The organism is Nocardioides sp. FY1077 (assembly GCF_058681775.1).
Genome location: NZ_JBZWDB010000002.1, coordinates 700,254 through 715,279 on the forward strand (window position 1 = coordinate 700,254; position 15,026 = coordinate 715,279).

At 73.7% G+C, this 15,026-nt stretch carries 12 protein-coding genes and 2 tRNA genes; 13 read left to right on the top strand and 1 reads right to left on the bottom strand.

All coding sequences use genetic code 11. The features are described from left to right. Positions 1–107: 107 nt before the first annotated feature. Positions 108–2,651 (bottom strand): aminopeptidase N, encoded by a 2,544-nt coding sequence (gene pepN / locus AC4OR8_RS08340; protein ID WP_492165069.1) that lies wholly within the window; start codon positions 2,649–2,651, stop codon positions 108–110. A 270-nt stretch (positions 2,652–2,921) separates the two neighbouring features. On the opposite strand from pepN, the gene AC4OR8_RS08345 reads away from it, so the two are divergent. The 13 genes from AC4OR8_RS08345 (at position 2,922) to AC4OR8_RS08405 (ending at position 15,020) form a co-directional block, all read left to right on the top strand. Further along, positions 2,922–4,472, top strand: coding sequence for a CHAP domain-containing protein (locus tag AC4OR8_RS08345; protein WP_492165070.1), 1,551 nt, complete (start codon positions 2,922–2,924; stop codon positions 4,470–4,472). Positions 4,473–4,577: 105 nt separating this feature from the next. Further along, on the top strand, positions 4,578–5,180 hold the full coding sequence (locus AC4OR8_RS08350; RefSeq protein ID WP_492165071.1) for a mycothiol-dependent nitroreductase Rv2466c family protein: 603 nt from the start codon (positions 4,578–4,580) through the stop codon (positions 5,178–5,180). A 94-nt stretch (positions 5,181–5,274) separates the two neighbouring features. Continuing rightward, positions 5,275–6,480, top strand: coding sequence for an N-acetylmuramoyl-L-alanine amidase (locus tag AC4OR8_RS08355; protein WP_492165072.1), 1,206 nt, complete (start codon positions 5,275–5,277; stop codon positions 6,478–6,480). Between the two features lie 80 nt (positions 6,481–6,560). Continuing rightward, the gene (gene metG / locus AC4OR8_RS08360) at positions 6,561–8,354 is read left to right on the top strand and encodes a methionine--tRNA ligase (protein ID WP_492165073.1); all 1,794 of its coding nucleotides are present in this window, start codon (positions 6,561–6,563) and stop codon (positions 8,352–8,354) included. A gap of 77 nt (positions 8,355–8,431) precedes the next feature. Continuing rightward, positions 8,432–9,001 carry an LURP-one-related/scramblase family protein gene (locus AC4OR8_RS08365; protein WP_492165074.1) on the top strand — a complete coding sequence of 190 codons (570 nt, stop codon included), beginning with the start codon at positions 8,432–8,434 and terminating at the stop codon, positions 8,999–9,001. An 11-nt stretch (positions 9,002–9,012) separates the two neighbouring features. Beyond that, positions 9,013–9,897: an alpha/beta hydrolase gene (locus AC4OR8_RS08370; protein WP_492165075.1), complete on the top strand. Its 885-nt coding sequence runs from the start codon at positions 9,013–9,015 to the stop codon at positions 9,895–9,897. Between the two features lie 107 nt (positions 9,898–10,004). Next, a complete protein-coding gene (locus AC4OR8_RS08375) occupies positions 10,005–10,550 on the top strand; it encodes a ribose-5-phosphate isomerase (RefSeq protein WP_492165076.1) in 546 nt (181 codons plus the stop codon). Next, positions 10,543–11,418 carry an Fpg/Nei family DNA glycosylase gene (locus AC4OR8_RS08380; protein ID WP_492165077.1) on the top strand — a complete coding sequence of 292 codons (876 nt, stop codon included), beginning with the start codon at positions 10,543–10,545 and terminating at the stop codon, positions 11,416–11,418. Before AC4OR8_RS08375 ends, AC4OR8_RS08380 begins: the two co-directional genes overlap by 8 nt. Positions 11,419–11,513: 95 nt before the next feature. After that, positions 11,514–11,584 (top strand) — tRNA-Gly (locus AC4OR8_RS08385). A gap of 37 nt (positions 11,585–11,621) precedes the next feature. Continuing rightward, positions 11,622–11,694, top strand: a tRNA-Pro gene (locus AC4OR8_RS08390). A 59-nt stretch (positions 11,695–11,753) separates the two neighbouring features. Further along, on the top strand, positions 11,754–13,184 hold the full coding sequence (tig, locus tag AC4OR8_RS08395; RefSeq protein WP_492165078.1) for a trigger factor: 1,431 nt from the start codon (positions 11,754–11,756) through the stop codon (positions 13,182–13,184). Between the two features lie 121 nt (positions 13,185–13,305). Continuing rightward, positions 13,306–14,502 carry an esterase/lipase family protein gene (locus tag AC4OR8_RS08400; protein WP_492165079.1) on the top strand — a complete coding sequence of 399 codons (1,197 nt, stop codon included), beginning with the start codon at positions 13,306–13,308 and terminating at the stop codon, positions 14,500–14,502. Continuing rightward, positions 14,499–15,020 carry an SRPBCC family protein gene (locus AC4OR8_RS08405; RefSeq protein ID WP_492165080.1) on the top strand — a complete coding sequence of 174 codons (522 nt, stop codon included), beginning with the start codon at positions 14,499–14,501 and terminating at the stop codon, positions 15,018–15,020. The genes AC4OR8_RS08400 and AC4OR8_RS08405 overlap by 4 nt, the downstream gene beginning before the upstream one ends. Positions 15,021–15,026 lie beyond the last annotated feature (6 nt).

Below are 15,026 nucleotides of genomic sequence, written 5' to 3' on the forward strand. Positions count from 1 at the left end.
CCGCGCCGCCCGCCCTGGCGGCGGGTGCGCGCCACGACGGACGACGGGCCCCACCGCCGCAGCGGTGGGGCCCGTCGGTGCTCCCGGGGGTTCCCCGGGCCGGGGGGTCAGCCCTGTGCGTCGCGCTCCTGGGCGGCCAGGGCGCGCACCACGTCGGCGCGTCCCTCGGCCACGTAGCGCTGCGCCGCCGGCGGGGCCGGCGTGCGGGCGAGCCACGCGTCGACCTGCTCGAGCAGCTCGGGGCTGGCCAGCTGCCGCGGGAACATCGCCTCCAGCGCGGTCGAGGCGCGCTTGTTGCCGAGACGGTCGAACACGTCGTCGGCCTGCTCGAGGTAGCGCGCGACGTAGGGGGTCAGCACGTCGTCCTGCCCGGAGCGCTGGAACGACATCGCCACCGAGCGCTGGGTCTCGTTGGGCGTCTCGGTCGACACCACGGCCTGCTCCCACGCGGTGGCCTTGGCCTCGGCGGTGGGCTGCGCGGCGCGCGCCGCGGCGGCGTGCTCCTGGCCCGAGATGGTGCCGTCGCGGGTGAGCTCGTCGTCGATGCGGCCGCCCGCCCGACCGGCGGCGGCCAGCGAGGTGACCAGCGACCAGCGCAGGTCCTGGTCGACGGCCAGGCCCTCGACCTCCAGCGTGCCGTCGAGCAGCGCCACGACGTCGTCGAGCGCCTGGTCGCTGCGTGCGGCCCCGGCGTAGGAGCGGGCGAAGGTGAGCTGGGCGTCGCTGCCCGGCTCGGCGGCCAGCACCAGCTCGCGCAGCCCGCTCTCCCAGCGCGCGCGCAGGGCGTCGCGGTGGGCGGGTGCGGAGAACGAGCCGACGGCCTGGGCGGCGTACGCCGGGATGCGACTGACGCCCCACGCGTCGGTCTCGCTGCCGATGTTGGCCAGCACCAGCGTGACGAAGTCGGAGGCGGCGAGCTCGGCGTCGCGGGTCATGTCCCACGTGGCGCCCCAGACCAGGGCCCGGGCCAGCGAGTCGTCGAGCTTCGACAGCCCGCCGACGACGGTGGCCAGCGAGCGCTCGTCGAGGCGGATCTTGGCGTAGGCCAGGTCGCCGTCGTTGAGCAGCAGCAGGTCGGGCTGGGTCTCGCCGACCAGCTCGGGCACCTCGGTGCGCTCGCCCTCCACGTCGACCTCGACGGTGCGGCGCAGCACCAGGCGGCCGTCGCGCTCGTCGTACAGGCCGATGCCGAGGCGGTGGCGACGCAGCGTGGGCCAGTCGGGGTGGGCGCTCTGGCGCACCGCGAGGCGGGTGTAGGCGCCCTCGGCGTCGAGCTCGAACTCGGGGGTCAGCGTGTTGACCCCTGCGGTCTGCAGCCACTCCTTGGCCCAGCCGCCGAGCTCGCGGCCCGACGACCTCTCCAGCGCGGCGAGCAGGTCGGCGAACTCGGAGTTCCCGTACGCGTGGTCCTTGAAGTACTGGCGCAGCCCGGCCATGAAGTCGTCGAGGCCCACCCAGGCGACCAGCTGCTTGAGCACCGACGCGCCCTTGGCGTAGGTGATCATGTCGAAGTTGACCTCGACGGCCTGCAGGTCGACGTTGTCGGCCGCGATCGGGTGGGTCGAGGGCATCTGGTCCTGGCGGTAGCCGGTCTGCTTGCGCGCGTTGGCGAAGCCGGTCCAGGAGTCGGTGTACTCGGTGGCCTCCACCTCGGCGTGGTAGCAGGCCCACTCGGCGAACGACTCGTTGAGCCAGAGGTCGTCCCACCACTTCATGGTCACCAGGTCGCCGAACCACATGTGCGCCATCTCGTGGAGGATCACCGAGCAGCGGAACTCGTAGAACGAGCGGGGCTGGCGGCTGCGCGGCAGGTACTCGTCGCGCAGGGTCACGCAGCCGGCGTTCTCCATCGCGCCCATGTTGTACTCCGGCACGTAGAGCTGGTCGTACTTGCCGAACGGGTAGGGGAAGTCGAAGGCCTCCTCGAAGAACGCGAAGCCCTGCTTGGTGAGCTTGACCAGCTCGTCGCGGTCGAGGTGCTCGACCAGCGACTGGCGGCAGTAGTGGCCCAGCGGGATGTCGCCGTGCACGCCCTCGTAGACGTCCTGCACCTCGTGGTACTCCCCGGCCACCAGCGCGGTGATGTACGTCGACATCTTCTTCGTCGGCTCGAAGGACCAGCGCGCCGTGCCGTCGCCGAGCCCCGTAGGCTCCAGCGTGGGGGAGTTGGAGACGACCTTCCACTCCTCGGGGGCGCGCACCACGAAGGTGAACACCGACTTCAGGTCGGGCTGCTCGAAGGTGGTGAACACCCGGCGGGCGTCGGGCACCTCGAACTGGGAGTAGAGGTAGACCCGGTCGTCGACGGGGTCGACGAAGCGGTGCAGGCCCTCGCCGGTGCGGGAGTAGGTGCAGTCGGCGCGCACCACGAGGGTGTTGGTCGCGGCCAGCCCTCCCAGCGTGATGCGGCTGTCGACGTACGCCGTGGCGGGGTCGAGCGCCTCGCCGTTCAGCGTGATCTCGTGCACCTGCGCGTCGACGAGGTCGGCGAAGGTCTCCGCGCCGGGCTCGCTGCAGGTGAACTCGATCGTGGTGGTGGAGGCGAAGGTCGTCTCGCTCGTCGTCAGGTCCAGGTCGACGGTGTAGGACGACACGTCCAGGAGGGCGGCGCGGGTGGCGGCCTCGTCCCGGGTGAGGTTGGTTCCAGGCATGGCGTGCATCCTGCCACCGCGTGTGCCCGACGCCACGCCCGCGTCGTCCGCGTCCCCTGCCCAGGGGTCTCCTGCGGGGTCGTCGGCCGTCGATCGGGCCCCGAGGTGGGGCTGGCGGGGCGGGGGAGACCCGTGTGACCAAAGTGAAAATTAGTCACACAACGGCGTGTCGGTGCTTGACGTGGTGTTACATGGCGTCCCGTGACTCGGACATCCCCTGCCCCTCGCCGTCTTCTCGGGTGGGTCGTCGCGCTCACGACGAGCCTCGCGGTGCTGCCCGGCGTCCCCCTGCCCAGCGCCTCGGCGGCCTCCACCTACCTGTGCACCGGGTACGTCGGCTGCCAGGAGAAGGGGCTGCCGCACTACGGCTACCGCACCGAGGGCCAGAAGATGTGGTGGCAGATGTACGCCGGCCACAACTGCACCAACTACGTCGCCTACCGGTTGGTCAAGGGCGGCATGCCGGCCCAGCGGCCGTGGGTCGGCGGCGGCAACGCCGAGTACTGGGGCGAGCACATGTCCCGCATCACCGACCGCACGCCGATGGTCGGGTCGGTGGCGTGGTGGAAGGCCAACGTGCCGGGCGCCGGCTCCGCCGGCCACGTCGCGTTCGTGGAGCGCGTCGTGTCCAGCACCGAGATCGTGGTCTCCGAGGACAGCTGGGGCGGCGACTTCGACTGGCGCCGCCTCACCAAGGGCGACCCGGGCTGGCCCTCCGGCTTCATCCACTTCGACGACCGCGAGGTGCACGCCACCGTGCGCCCCGACACGGTCGGCGCCGCGCGCGTCGGCGAGCAGCTGAGCGCCACCACCGGTCGCTGGAGGCCCGCAGCGGCCACGTCGGTGCAGTGGCTGCGCGACGGCCGGCCCATCCGCGGCGCGACCTCGCGCACCTTCACCCCCGGCCCTGCGATGATCGGGCACCGGCTCCGGGCCCAGGTGCGGGCCACCGCCCGCGGCTACGCGCCGGCCCTGGTGAGCTCCGGCGCCACGGCGAAGGTCCGCAAGGGCCTGCTCGACAACGTCACCGCCCCGGCCGTCACCGGCACCGCCCGCGTCGGCCAGGTGCTCCAGACCACCCGCGGTGGCTTCGCGCCCCGCCCCGACGGCACCACCGTGCAGTGGTACGCCGACGGCGAGCCCGTCCGGGGCGCCACCACCTCCCGCTTCGCCGTGCCTCCGCGCCTCGAGGGGGCCCGGGTGTGGGCCACCGTGCGGGCCGTCCGTGAGGGCTACCGCCCGCTGGTCCTGCGCAGCGGTCCGGCCCGCGACGTGGCGCCCGGCCGCATCGACTACGACCGGCGTCCCGTCGTGGACGGCGCGACCCGCGTCGGCCAGCGGCTCACGGTCACCCCCGGCACGACCACGCCCGCCGACGCCGACGTCACCTACGTCTGGCTGCGCGACGGCCGTGCCGTCGACGGTGCCACCGGCCGCGGCTACGACCTGCGCCCGGCCGACGCCGGCGCGGCCGTGACGCTGCGCACCCGGCTGAGCCGCACCGGCTACGCCGACCGCACCGTCGACGTGCGGGCCGCCTCGCTGGTCACCACACGCCCCACCGTCACCATCGACCCCGACGGCGGCTCCCGTCGTGCGGTCGTGAAGGTATCGGTGCGCGCCCCCGGCGTGCCCGACCCCGGCGGTCTCGTCACGCTCAAGATCGGCGACCACGAGACGTCGGCACGCCTGCAGGACGGCGCCGCCCGGCTGGTGCTCACCGGCCTCGGCGCTGGCCGCAAGAAGGTGCGCGTGCTGTACGCCGGCACGCAGGTCGTCGAGGCCCGGCGCGAGGTCGGCGTCGTCCGCGTCATGCGCTGACCCGCCGCGGGGTCGGGTCGACGACCCGGCCGCAGGGGCGCCCGGGTCACGCCGGCGCCACCGTGCCCGCTCCCGCTCGCTGGCGGTGGGTGCTTGGATCGGAGCATGACGACCGACGCCGAGTTCTGGTTCGACCCGATGTGCCCCTTCGCCTGGATCACCTCCCGCTGGATCCTGGAGGTGGAGCAGGTGCGGGACATCGAGGTGACCTGGCGGGTGATGAGCCTGGCCTACCTCAACCAGGACAAGGACATCCCCGAGGAGTACCGGGCCATGCTCGAGGGCGGCTGGGGGCCGGTGCGGGTGTGCACGGCGGTGGAGCAGGCGCACGGGCGTGAGCACCTGCTGCCGCTCTACACCGCGCTGGGCACGCGCATCCACCACGACAAGCGCGGCCACGGCAAGGACGTGGTGGCCGAGGCGCTGGCCGAGGTGGGCCTGCCCGCCGAGCTGGTCGAGGCCTACGACGACGACCAGTACGACGACGCCGTGAAGGCCTCGCACCACCTCGGGATGGACCAGGTGGGCGACGAGGTCGGCACCCCCACGATCGCGATCGAGGGCACCGCGTTCTTCGGTCCGGTGATGACCTCGATCCCGCGCGGCGAGGAGGCCGGCAAGGTGTGGGACGGCGCTGTCGCGCTCGCGGCGTACCCGTTCTTCTTCGAGCTGAAGCGCTCGCGCACCGCCGATCTCGACTTCGGCTGAGCCCCTCCCGGGGCCCCGGGGCGGCGGCAGACGGACGCCGACACGCCCCGGGCGGGGTCGACTCCTGTGGTCGGTGTGACGCATGATGTTCGTGATGTCTCACGTTGATGCTGGCCGCCGCAAGCTCCTCCTCGCCGCCGGGGCGGGGGTGGTGGCTGTCCCGATCGTCGGTGCCCTGGCGCGCTGGGGTCCCGGCGACGAGCCGACGACCCCCGACGGTCGGCTCCTGCTCTCCGCCGACGACGGCTCCGACGTCGGTACCCTTGACGTCGCCCTCGACTCCCGCCGCCTGCGCGGCGAGCAGTCGTCGGGCGCCCGCCGGTGGACCACCGGACCGCTCGAGGCGACCACGTTCGCCATGGTCGGGCTCACCTGGACCGGCGACGACCCCGAGCTGCGCGTGCGCACCCGCAAGGACGGCGACTGGTCGCCGTGGGTCACCCCCGCCACGATGAGTGACGGCCCCGACGCCGGCACCGGCGAGGGCGTCGAGGGCCAGCGCGCCACCGACGTCACCTGGGTGGGGCGCAGCGACGCCGTCGAGGTGTCGGTGGAGGGGACCCGTCCCGACGACCTGCGCCTGGTGCTGCTGGACCCGAAGGGCCGCCCCGCCGACGCCACCGTGGTGGCCGTGGTGCCGCCCGAGGCCGAGATCTCCGCACGCCGCTCCGGCGGGGCCCAGCCGGTGTCGCTGTGGCCGGCGATGCACCAGCGCCGCGACTGGGGCGCCGACGAGTCCTGGCGCGCCAGGACGGCGACGTACAACACCACCATCCGGCAGGTGCACGTGCACCACACCGTGAACGCGAACACCTACAGCAAGGCGGAGGTGCCGGCGCTCCTGCGCGGCATGTACCGCTACCACACCAAGACGCTGGGCTGGTCCGACCTCGGCTACAACTTCCTGGTCGACCGCTTCGGGCGCATCTGGGTGGGCCGCGCCGGTGGACCCGGCAAGGCCGTGCGCGGGGCGCACACCCTGGGCTTCAACGACACCTCCACCGGCGTCTCGGTGATCGGCAACCACGAGGCCGCGCGTCCCTCCGAGGACGTGATCACCGCGGTGGTCAAGGTCGCGGCCTGGAAGCTGCACCTGTACGGCCGCTCGCCGGCCGGCACCTGCGCGGTGCGCTCCACCGGCAGCGACCGGTACGCCGCCGGCCGCGTGGTGCGCCTGCCCGTCATCGACGGCCACCGCGACACCAACGAGACCGCCTGCCCGGGCTCGTTCCTCTACGCCCGCCTCCCCGAGATCCGCAGGCGCGCCCGCAAGCGCGTCGCCCGGCTCACCCAGGCCTGACCCGCCCCCGACCGGCGGGCCCGGCCCACGCTCCGGGTCCGGCGCGGGGCGCACGCCCGGTCGTCCCTAGGATCACCCCCATGAGCACCGTGCTGTCCGCAGTCGCCTGGCCCTACGCCAACGGCCCCCGCCACATCGGCCACGTGGCCGGCTTCGGCGTCCCCTCCGACGTCTTCTCCCGCTACATGCGGATGGCCGGGCACGACGTGCTGATGGTGTCGGGCTCCGACGAGCACGGCACGCCGATCCTGATCGCCGCCGACGAGGCCGGCGTGACGCCGCAGGAGCTCGCCGACACCAACCACCGGCTGATCTGCGAGGACTTCGTGGCCCTCGGGCTCACCTACGACCTCTACACCCGCACGACCACGCGCAACCACCACGCGGTCGTGCAGGAGATGTTCCGCGGCGTGCACGCCAACGGCTACTTCGTCGAGCAGACCACCTTCGGCGCGATCTCGCCGTCCACCGGGCGCACCCTGCCCGACCGCTACATCGAGGGCACCTGCCCCATCTGCGGGTACGACGGCGCCCGCGGCGACCAGTGCGACAACTGCGGCAACCAGCTCGACCCGCAGGACCTGCTGCAGCCGCGCTCGAAGATCAACGGCGAGACGCCGGAGTTCATCGAGACCCAGCACTTCTTCCTCGACCTGCCCGCCCTCGCCGACGCGCTGGGGGAGTGGCTCGACGAGCGCGAGGCCACCGGCACGTGGCGGCCCAACGTCATCCGCTTCTCGCAGAACATCCTGAAGGAGATCCGCCCCCGCGCGATCACCCGCGACATCGACTGGGGCATCGCGGTGCCGCTGGAGGGCTGGCAGGACAACCCCACGAAGAAGCTCTACGTGTGGTTCGACGCCGTCATCGGCTACCTGTCGGCCTCCGTCGAGTGGGCCCGGCGCTCGGGCGACCCCGAGGCGTGGCGCCGGTGGTGGACCGACCCGGAGGCGCTGTCGTACTACTTCATGGGCAAGGACAACATCACCTTCCACAGCCAGATCTGGCCCGCCGAGCTGCTGGCCTACGACGGCCGCGGCACCCGCGGCGGCGCCACCCACGCCTACGGCGAGCTGAACCTGCCCACCGAGGTGGTGAGCTCGGAGTTCCTCACGATGGAGGGGCGCAAGTTCTCCTCGTCGAAGAAGGTCGTGATCTACGTGCGCGACCTGCTCAGCCGCTACCAGGCGGACGCGTTCCGCTACTTCGTGGCCTCCTCGGGCCCGGAGAACCAGGACTCCGACTTCACCTGGGCGGAGTTCGTGCGGCGCACCAACGACGAGCTGGTGGCCGGCTGGGGCAACCTGGTCAACCGCACCGCCACGCTGATCGCGAAGAACTTCGGTGAGATCCCGGCCGCCGGGCCGCTCGAGCCCGCCGACGAGGCGCTGCTGGCCTCGGTCGAGGCGTCGTTCGGGGTGGTGGGCGACCTGATCGGGCGCAACCGCATGCGCCAGGCCGTCGGGGAGGCGATGCGCACGGTCGCCGAGGTCAACAAGTACGTCTCCGACACCGAGCCGTGGAAGCTCAAGGGCGACGACCAGCGCGAGCGGCTCGGCACCGTGCTGCACGTCGTCGCGCAGTGCGTGGCCGACCTCAACCTGGTGCTCGCCCCGTTCCTGCCGTTCTCGGCCAACGAGGTGGACCGGGCGCTCGGCGGTGCCGGCGACGTCGCCCCGATGCCCCACCTCGAGGAGGTCGACGACCTCGACGGCGGCGCGCCCTACCCGATCCTCACCGGTGACTACACCGGTGTGCCGCCGTGGCGCCGTCGTCCCCTCGTCCCGGGCACGCCGGTGGCCAAGCCGTCGCCGATCTTCACCAAGCTCGACGCCTCCCTCGTCGACGAGGAGCTCGCGCGCCTCGGCGGCTGAGCGCCCGCCGCGGCCGCGGTCGGGCCGGCTGTGGAGCGGCGCCCCGCGGGAGGGTCGGCACCCGCTAGGTTCCTGCCATGACCGCGGCCATGTACCTGCCCACCTTCTTCGTCAAGCAGAAGTTCGCGATGACGACCAACCGCTACGAGCTCTACGCCGCCAACCCCGACGGCTCGTTCGGCCAGCTCATGGGGCTGGCCGAGCAGAAGCGGCTGGCGTTCAAGGAGGAGGTGACCTTCTACGAGGACGCCTCGAAGGCCCGCGCGGTCTTCAGCTTCAAGGCGCGCAAGAAGATCGACCTCAACGCCGGCTACGACATCTTCGACGAGACGCGCCAGCAGATCGGGTTCTTCAAGAAGGACTTCGGCGCCAGCATGCTCCGCTCGACGTTCCACCTCGAGGGGCCCGGGTACGCCGGCACCGGCCAGGAGCGCAGCCAGGCCATCGCCCTGATCCGCCGGTTCACCGACATCCCGTTCCTGCCGATCCACTTCGACTTCACCAGCCCCGAGGGCCAGGCCCTGCTGGGCGTCGAGCGCCAGGGCTCGGTGCGCGACAAGTACACCGTGCACGTGCCCGACCAGCGCGTCGACTTCCGTGTCGCGGCGGCCGTCGCCGTCGGGCTCGACGCCCTGATGCAGCGCTGAGGCGAGGTCCCGTGCTGTTCCCGCAGGCCCGTCGCGCCCTGGAGGACGCGGCGGGGGAGACCGGCGTCCACGAGCCCGGGTTCGACGTCGGCGCCGCGCGGCGCGAGTCGCGCAAGGCGGCGGCGCGCGAGCCCCGCGAGGCCGTCGCCGAGGTGGTCGATGTCGACGCCGACGCAGTGGCCTGTCGCCTCTACCGCCCCGAGGGCGCCGCGCCGGGGGTGGTGGTCCACCTGCACGGCGGCGGGTTCGTGCTCAACGACGTCGAGGTGCACGACGCGGCGTCGCGGCGGCTGGCCAACCGGGCCGGCCTCGCCGTGCTCAGCGTCGACTACCGCCGCCCGCCCGAGCACCGGTTCCCGGCCGCGCCCGACGACGTCGACGCCGTGCTCGGCTGGCTGGGGCGCGAGGGCGCCGCGCGGGGCCTCACGGGCCCGACGTACGCGCACGGCGACAGCGCCGGGGCCAACCTCGCCCTCGTCGCGGCCCTGCGCCACCCGGGCCGGTTCGCGGCCGTCGCCCTGATCTACCCGTTCCTCGACCCCGAGGGCTCGTTCGAGAGCTACACCACGGCGGCCGACGGGTTCGACCCCCGCGACGCCCGCTGGTACTGGGAGCAGTACGCCGCCACGCCCGACGACCTCACCCACCCCGACCTCGCCCCGCTGCGCTCGGAGCACCTGCACACCCTCCCGCCCACCCTGGTGGTCACCGCCGAGCACGACCCGCTGCGCGACGAGGGCGAGGAGCTCGCCCGGCGCCTGGCGCTCGTCGGGGTGCAGGTCGTCGCGACGCGCTACCTCGGCCAGCTGCACGGCTTCTGGCGCCACCCGGGCGCCTTCGACGCCGCGGAGCCGCTGACCCGCCAGGTCGCGGGCTTCCTGCGCCAGCACCCCTGACGGCGTCCGGGCCTGCGCGCCGGCCGGGCCGACCCGTCCCGACCCGTCCCGCCCGCCGGTCCGCGGGCCGGTGGGGGAGGTGCGCGCCGCTCTGGGAGGATCGGGACATGCGCGTCCACCTCGGCTCCGACCACGCCGGCCTCGACCTGAAGGCCCACCTGCTCGCGTGGCTGCGCGAGCACGGCTACCAGCCGGTCGACCACGGCCCGTTCCAGCACGACCCCCTCGACGACTACCCCGTGTTCTGCCTGCGCGCCGCCGAGGGCGTGGCCACCGACCGCGCCACCGGGCAGGACAGCCTCGGCGTGGTGATCGGCGGCTCCGGCAACGGCGAGCAGATGGCGGCCAACAAGGTGGTCGGCATCCGCTGCGCCCTGGTGTGGTCGGAGGAGACCGCCCGCCTGGCCCGTGAGCACAACGACGCCCAGGTGGTCTCGGTGGGCGGGCGGATGCACAGCCTGGAGGAGATGACCCGCTTCGTGGAGGTGTTCCTCGCCGAGCCCTTCAGCCACGACGACCGTCACGTGCGGCGCATCTCGCAGGTCGGCGACTACGAGCTCACCCGCGTGCTGCCGCCGCTGCCCGCCTCCGCCCAGGCCGGGCCCCCCGACAGGTCAGGTCGCGACGGCTCGGCCGCGGACGACGATGCCTGAGGGCCATACCCTCCACCGGCTGGCCCACGACCTCACGACCACGTTCGCGGGGCGTGCGGTCGCCGTGGGCAGCCCGCAGGGCCGCTTCGCCGCCGAGGCTGCCCAGCTCGACGGGCAGGTGCTCGAGGGCGCGGAGGCCTGGGGCAAGCACCTGTTCGTGGCGTTCCCCGGCGACCGGTTCGTGCACGTGCACCTCGGCCTCTACGGCACCTTCCCGGTGCACCCCGGAGTCGACGCGCTGCTCGGCGTCCCCGACCCGGTGGGCCAGGTGCGGCTGCGCCTGGTCGCCCACGACCCGCGCGGCGCGGCGTACGCCGACCTGCGCGGTGCCACGACCTGCGAGCTGGTGGGCGCCGCCGGGCGCGACGCGGTGGTCGAGCGCTCGGGGCCCGACCCGCTGCGTGCCGACGCCGACCCCGGCCGCGCCTGGGAGCGCATCCGGCGCAGCCGTGCGCCCATCGGCGGCCTGCTGATGGACCAGCACGTGCTCGCCGGGGTCGGCAACGTCTACCGCGCCGAGCTGCTCTTCCGTCACCGCCTCGACCCGATGCGGCCCGGCAACACCCTGCGGTCGGGGCAGTGGCAGGCGATGTGGGACGACCTGGTGGTGCTGATGGCCGACGGCGTGCTGACCGGGCGCATCGACACCGTGCGGCCCGAGCACACCCCGGAGGCCATGGGGCGCCCACCGCGCCGCGACGACCACGGCGGCGAGGTGTACGTCTACCGGCGCCACGGGCAGCCGTGCCTGGTGTGCGGCTCGCGGGTGCGCACCACCGAGCTGCAGGGGCGCAACCTGTTCTGGTGCCCCGGGTGCCAGCGCCGGTTCCGCTCCCGCGCGGGCGGTGCGGGCGGCCCCACCACCTGAGCGGCACGGTTGGGGGCGGACACGCCCCGTGTGGCACGATGAGGCCCGGTCCACCGGTGCTGCCGCCTGCCCACCGGGCGGTGGTCCGCGGGCGTGCGGATGTAGCTCAATGGTAGAGCCTCAGTCTTCCAAACTGATTACGCGGGTTCGATTCCCGTCATCCGCTCTCAGGAGCGTGCCCGACCACCGGGGACGCCTCTTGGCGGGGCGTAGCGTAGTGGCTAGCGCGCCTGCTTTGGGAGCAGGAGATCGCAGGTTCGAGTCCTGTCGCCCCGACGACAGCCACCCCCTCACCGACCGGTGAGCAGACCCCCAACCGACTGAGGAGACACCCTGTGAAGAGCGCCGTCGAGACCTTGAGCCCGACCCGGGCCAAGCTGACCGTCGAGGTGCCCTTCGAGGAGCTCAAGCCGAGCCTCGACGCGGCGTACAAGCAGATCGCCCAGCAGATCAACGTGCCCGGCTTCCGCCGCGGCAAGGTCCCGCCGATGGTGATCGACCGGCAGGTCGGCCGCGGCGCGGTGCTCGACCAGGCCATCAACGAGGCGCTGCCCCAGAAGTACATGGAGGCGCTGCAGGAGAACGACCTCGAGCCGCTGGCCCAGCCCGAGATCGAGGTGACCAAGCTGGAGGACAACGGCACCGACGGCGTCGTGGAGTTCACCGCCGAGGTCGACGTGAAGCCCACCTTCGAGTTGCCCGCCTACGAGGGCCTCGAGGCCGAGGTGGAGGACCTCGAGGTCTCCGACGAGGAGGTCGACGAGCAGGTCGCCGCGCTGCGCGAGCGCTTCGGCACCCTCAGCGACGTCGAGCGGCCCGCCGCCGACGGCGACTTCGTCGTCCTCGACCTCAAGGCCACCAAGGACGGCGAGGTGCTCGAGGGCGCCGAGGTGAGCGGCATGTCCTACCAGGTCGGCCGCGGCGGCATGCTCGAGGGCCTCGACGAGGCGCTGGTCGGCATGTCGTCCGGCGACGAGAAGACCTTCTCCTCCCAGCTGGTGGGCGGTGACCTGGTCGGCGAGGACGTCGAGGTGCAGGTCGGCGTCACCCAGGTGCAGGAGCAGGAGCTCCCCGAGCTCGACGACGACTTCGCCCAGGAGGCCTCGGAGTTCGACACCGCCGACGAGCTCGTCGCCGACGTGCGCGAGCGCCTCGGTCGCGGCAAGCGCCTCGAGCAGGCCGCCGCCGCCCGCGACGCCGTCCTCGAGGCGCTGCTGGAGAAGGTCGAGATCCCGCTGCCCGACAGCCTGGTCGCCGACGAGCTCAACGCCCGCCGCGGCAGCATCGAGCAGCAGCTCGCGATGTCCGGTGTGACCATGGCTGCCTACCTCGAGGACGAGGAGCAGACCCAGGAGGAGTTCGAGGCCGACCTCGAGCGCCGCGTGCGCGACGCGGTCGCCGCGCAGTTCCTGCTCGACGAGATCGCCAAGCGCGAGGAGCTCGGGGTCAACCAGGAGGAGCTCTCGCAGCACCTCGTGCGGCGCGCCCAGCAGTCCGGTCAGGACCCGCAGGAGTTCGCCAACCACATGTTCCAGCACAACCACATCCCCGACCTGGTGCAGGAGATCCTGCGCGGCAAGGCGCTGGCCACCATCGTGGAGTCGGCCGTCGTCACCGACGCCTCCGGCACCGCGGTGGAGCTGAAGAACCTGCGCCCCGACGGCACCATCGGTGCCCCCGAGGCCGAGGTCGAGGGTGACGCCGAGGCGGTCGCCGCCGACGAGGCCGAGGTCGAGGCCGAGGACCAGGACGACACCACGGCCTGATCCCGCGCGGCCACGCCGCACCGCACCACCCACGAGCCCGCCGGTCCCCGGCGGGCTCGTGGCGTTCCCGTCCGGGACGCGCTGAGTGCACGCCTGTGCACTCAGGCGGTACCCTGGGCAGGTGACCCCGCCGCCCGTCGACCACGCAGCGCCCGTGCCCCCGGGTCCCTCCGTCCTCGACGCCGCCTCGCTGCTGCTCGAGGTGGCCGACGAGCTGGTGCTGCGCAGCGTGCGCGACACCCACGTCGCCGTGCTCGACCGGGTGCACGGCGTGGGCCGTGCCGTGGTCGGCGCCGGGCCGGGCGTCGTGGAGCGCACCCACCGCGGCATCGCCGGCGGGGTGTACGGCGGCCTCGGCGCCGGCCTGCGCGCGGCGTCGCGCGGCCTCGACACCGTGGCGGCCTCGGGCGTCGGCCCCCGGCTCGAGGAGGCGCCGCCCGGCCGCTTCCTCAGCGCGGCCGTCAACGGCCTGATCGGCGACCGCCTGCTGCGGGAGCGCCCGCAGATGGCGATCCCGCTCGCGGTGCGCCGCGACGGGCGCGACGTCGAGCCCGACCCCGGGTCGCTGGCCACGGCGTTCCCGCGGGCCACCGGGCGCCTGGTCGTGTTCCTCCACGGCCTGTGCGAGGACGAGTCGTACTGGGACCGCGGGCGCGACGAGGGGCACACCACCTACGGCGACGCCCTCGCCGCCGAGGGCTGGACCCCTGTCTACCTGCGCGCCAACACCGGGCTGCCGCTGCGGGAGAACGGCGTGGCGACGACCGCGCTGCTCCAGCGCGTCGTGGACGCCTGGCCCGTGCCGGTCACCCGCATCGCCTTGGTCGGCCACTCCCTCGGTGGCCTGGTGATCCGCGCGGCGGGCGCGGTGGGGGCCACCGCCGAGGACCCGTGGACCGACGTGGTCACCGACGTGGTCACCCTCGGCACCCCCCACCTCGGGGCGCCCATCGCGAAGGGGGTCGGCCACGGCAGCCGTGGCCTGGGCCTGCTGCCCGAGACCGCGGCCTTCGGGCGCATCCTCGACTGGCGCTCCTCCGGCGTGCACGACCTGGTCGCGGGCCTCACCCACGACGTGCCCCCGCTGCCCCACGCGCGCTACCACCTGGTCGCCGCCACGCTCAGCGGGTCGCCGCGCCACCCGGTGGGCCGGTTCGTCGGCGACCTGCTGGTGCGGCCCCCGTCGGCGTACGGCCGCGACGCCCGCGGGCGCGAGCTGTTCCCCGGCGCCGACGTGCTGCACGTGGGCCACACCGACCACTGGGGCCTGCTCAACCACCCCGACGTCCACCGCGCCCTGCGAGAGTGGCTGGCATGAGCCACCCCACCGACCCCGCCGACGCCCCGGTCCCCGCACCGGCCGCACCAGCGGCAGCACCCGACCGGGAGCTGCGCGTGGAGGGCCACGTCGCCGCCCCGCCCGAGCGGGTCTGGGAGCTGCTGGCCGACGTGTCGCGCATGCCGGCGCGCAGCCCCGAGCTCGTGGCCATGCGGGCGCTGCGGCCCGGCGGCCTGCGTCCCGGGCAGTGGTACCTCGGGATCAACCGGCGCGGCGCGGTGGTCTGGCCGACCCGCTCGGTCGTCGCCGAGGTGCAGGCGCCGCGGCTGCTGTCGTGGGACACGCCCTCGAGCGGCGCCCGGTGGATCTGGGAGCTGCGCCCTGCCGACGGCGGCACCCACGTCGTGCACCGACGCCCGGTGCCCCGGGCGCTCACCCGCACCAGCGGCGTGTTCGCAGGGCTGCTGCTCGGCGGAGCCGCGGGCCACGCCGACGAGCTCGAGGCCGGGATGGCCCAGAGCCTCGACCGGCTGCGCGCCGAGGCCGAGGCGGCCTGACCCGCC

Excerpts from the sequence above, each read along its gene's own strand:
- AC4OR8_RS08380 (WP_492165077.1), top strand. The coding sequence starts at position 10,543 with ATGCCTGAGGGCCATACCCTCCACCGGCTGGCCCACGACCTCACGACC.
- metG (WP_492165073.1), top strand. The coding sequence starts at position 6,561 with ATGAGCACCGTGCTGTCCGCAGTCGCCTGGCCCTACGCCAACGGCCCC.
- AC4OR8_RS08350 (WP_492165071.1), top strand. The coding sequence starts at position 4,578 with ATGACGACCGACGCCGAGTTCTGGTTCGACCCGATGTGCCCCTTCGCC.
- AC4OR8_RS08405 (WP_492165080.1), top strand. The coding sequence starts at position 14,499 with ATGAGCCACCCCACCGACCCCGCCGACGCCCCGGTCCCCGCACCGGCC.
- AC4OR8_RS08355 (WP_492165072.1), top strand. The coding sequence starts at position 5,275 with ATGTCTCACGTTGATGCTGGCCGCCGCAAGCTCCTCCTCGCCGCCGGG.
- AC4OR8_RS08365 (WP_492165074.1), top strand. The coding sequence starts at position 8,432 with ATGACCGCGGCCATGTACCTGCCCACCTTCTTCGTCAAGCAGAAGTTC.
- AC4OR8_RS08375 (WP_492165076.1), top strand. The coding sequence starts at position 10,005 with ATGCGCGTCCACCTCGGCTCCGACCACGCCGGCCTCGACCTGAAGGCC.
- pepN (WP_492165069.1), bottom strand. The coding sequence starts at position 2,651 with ATGCCTGGAACCAACCTCACCCGGGACGAGGCCGCCACCCGCGCCGCC.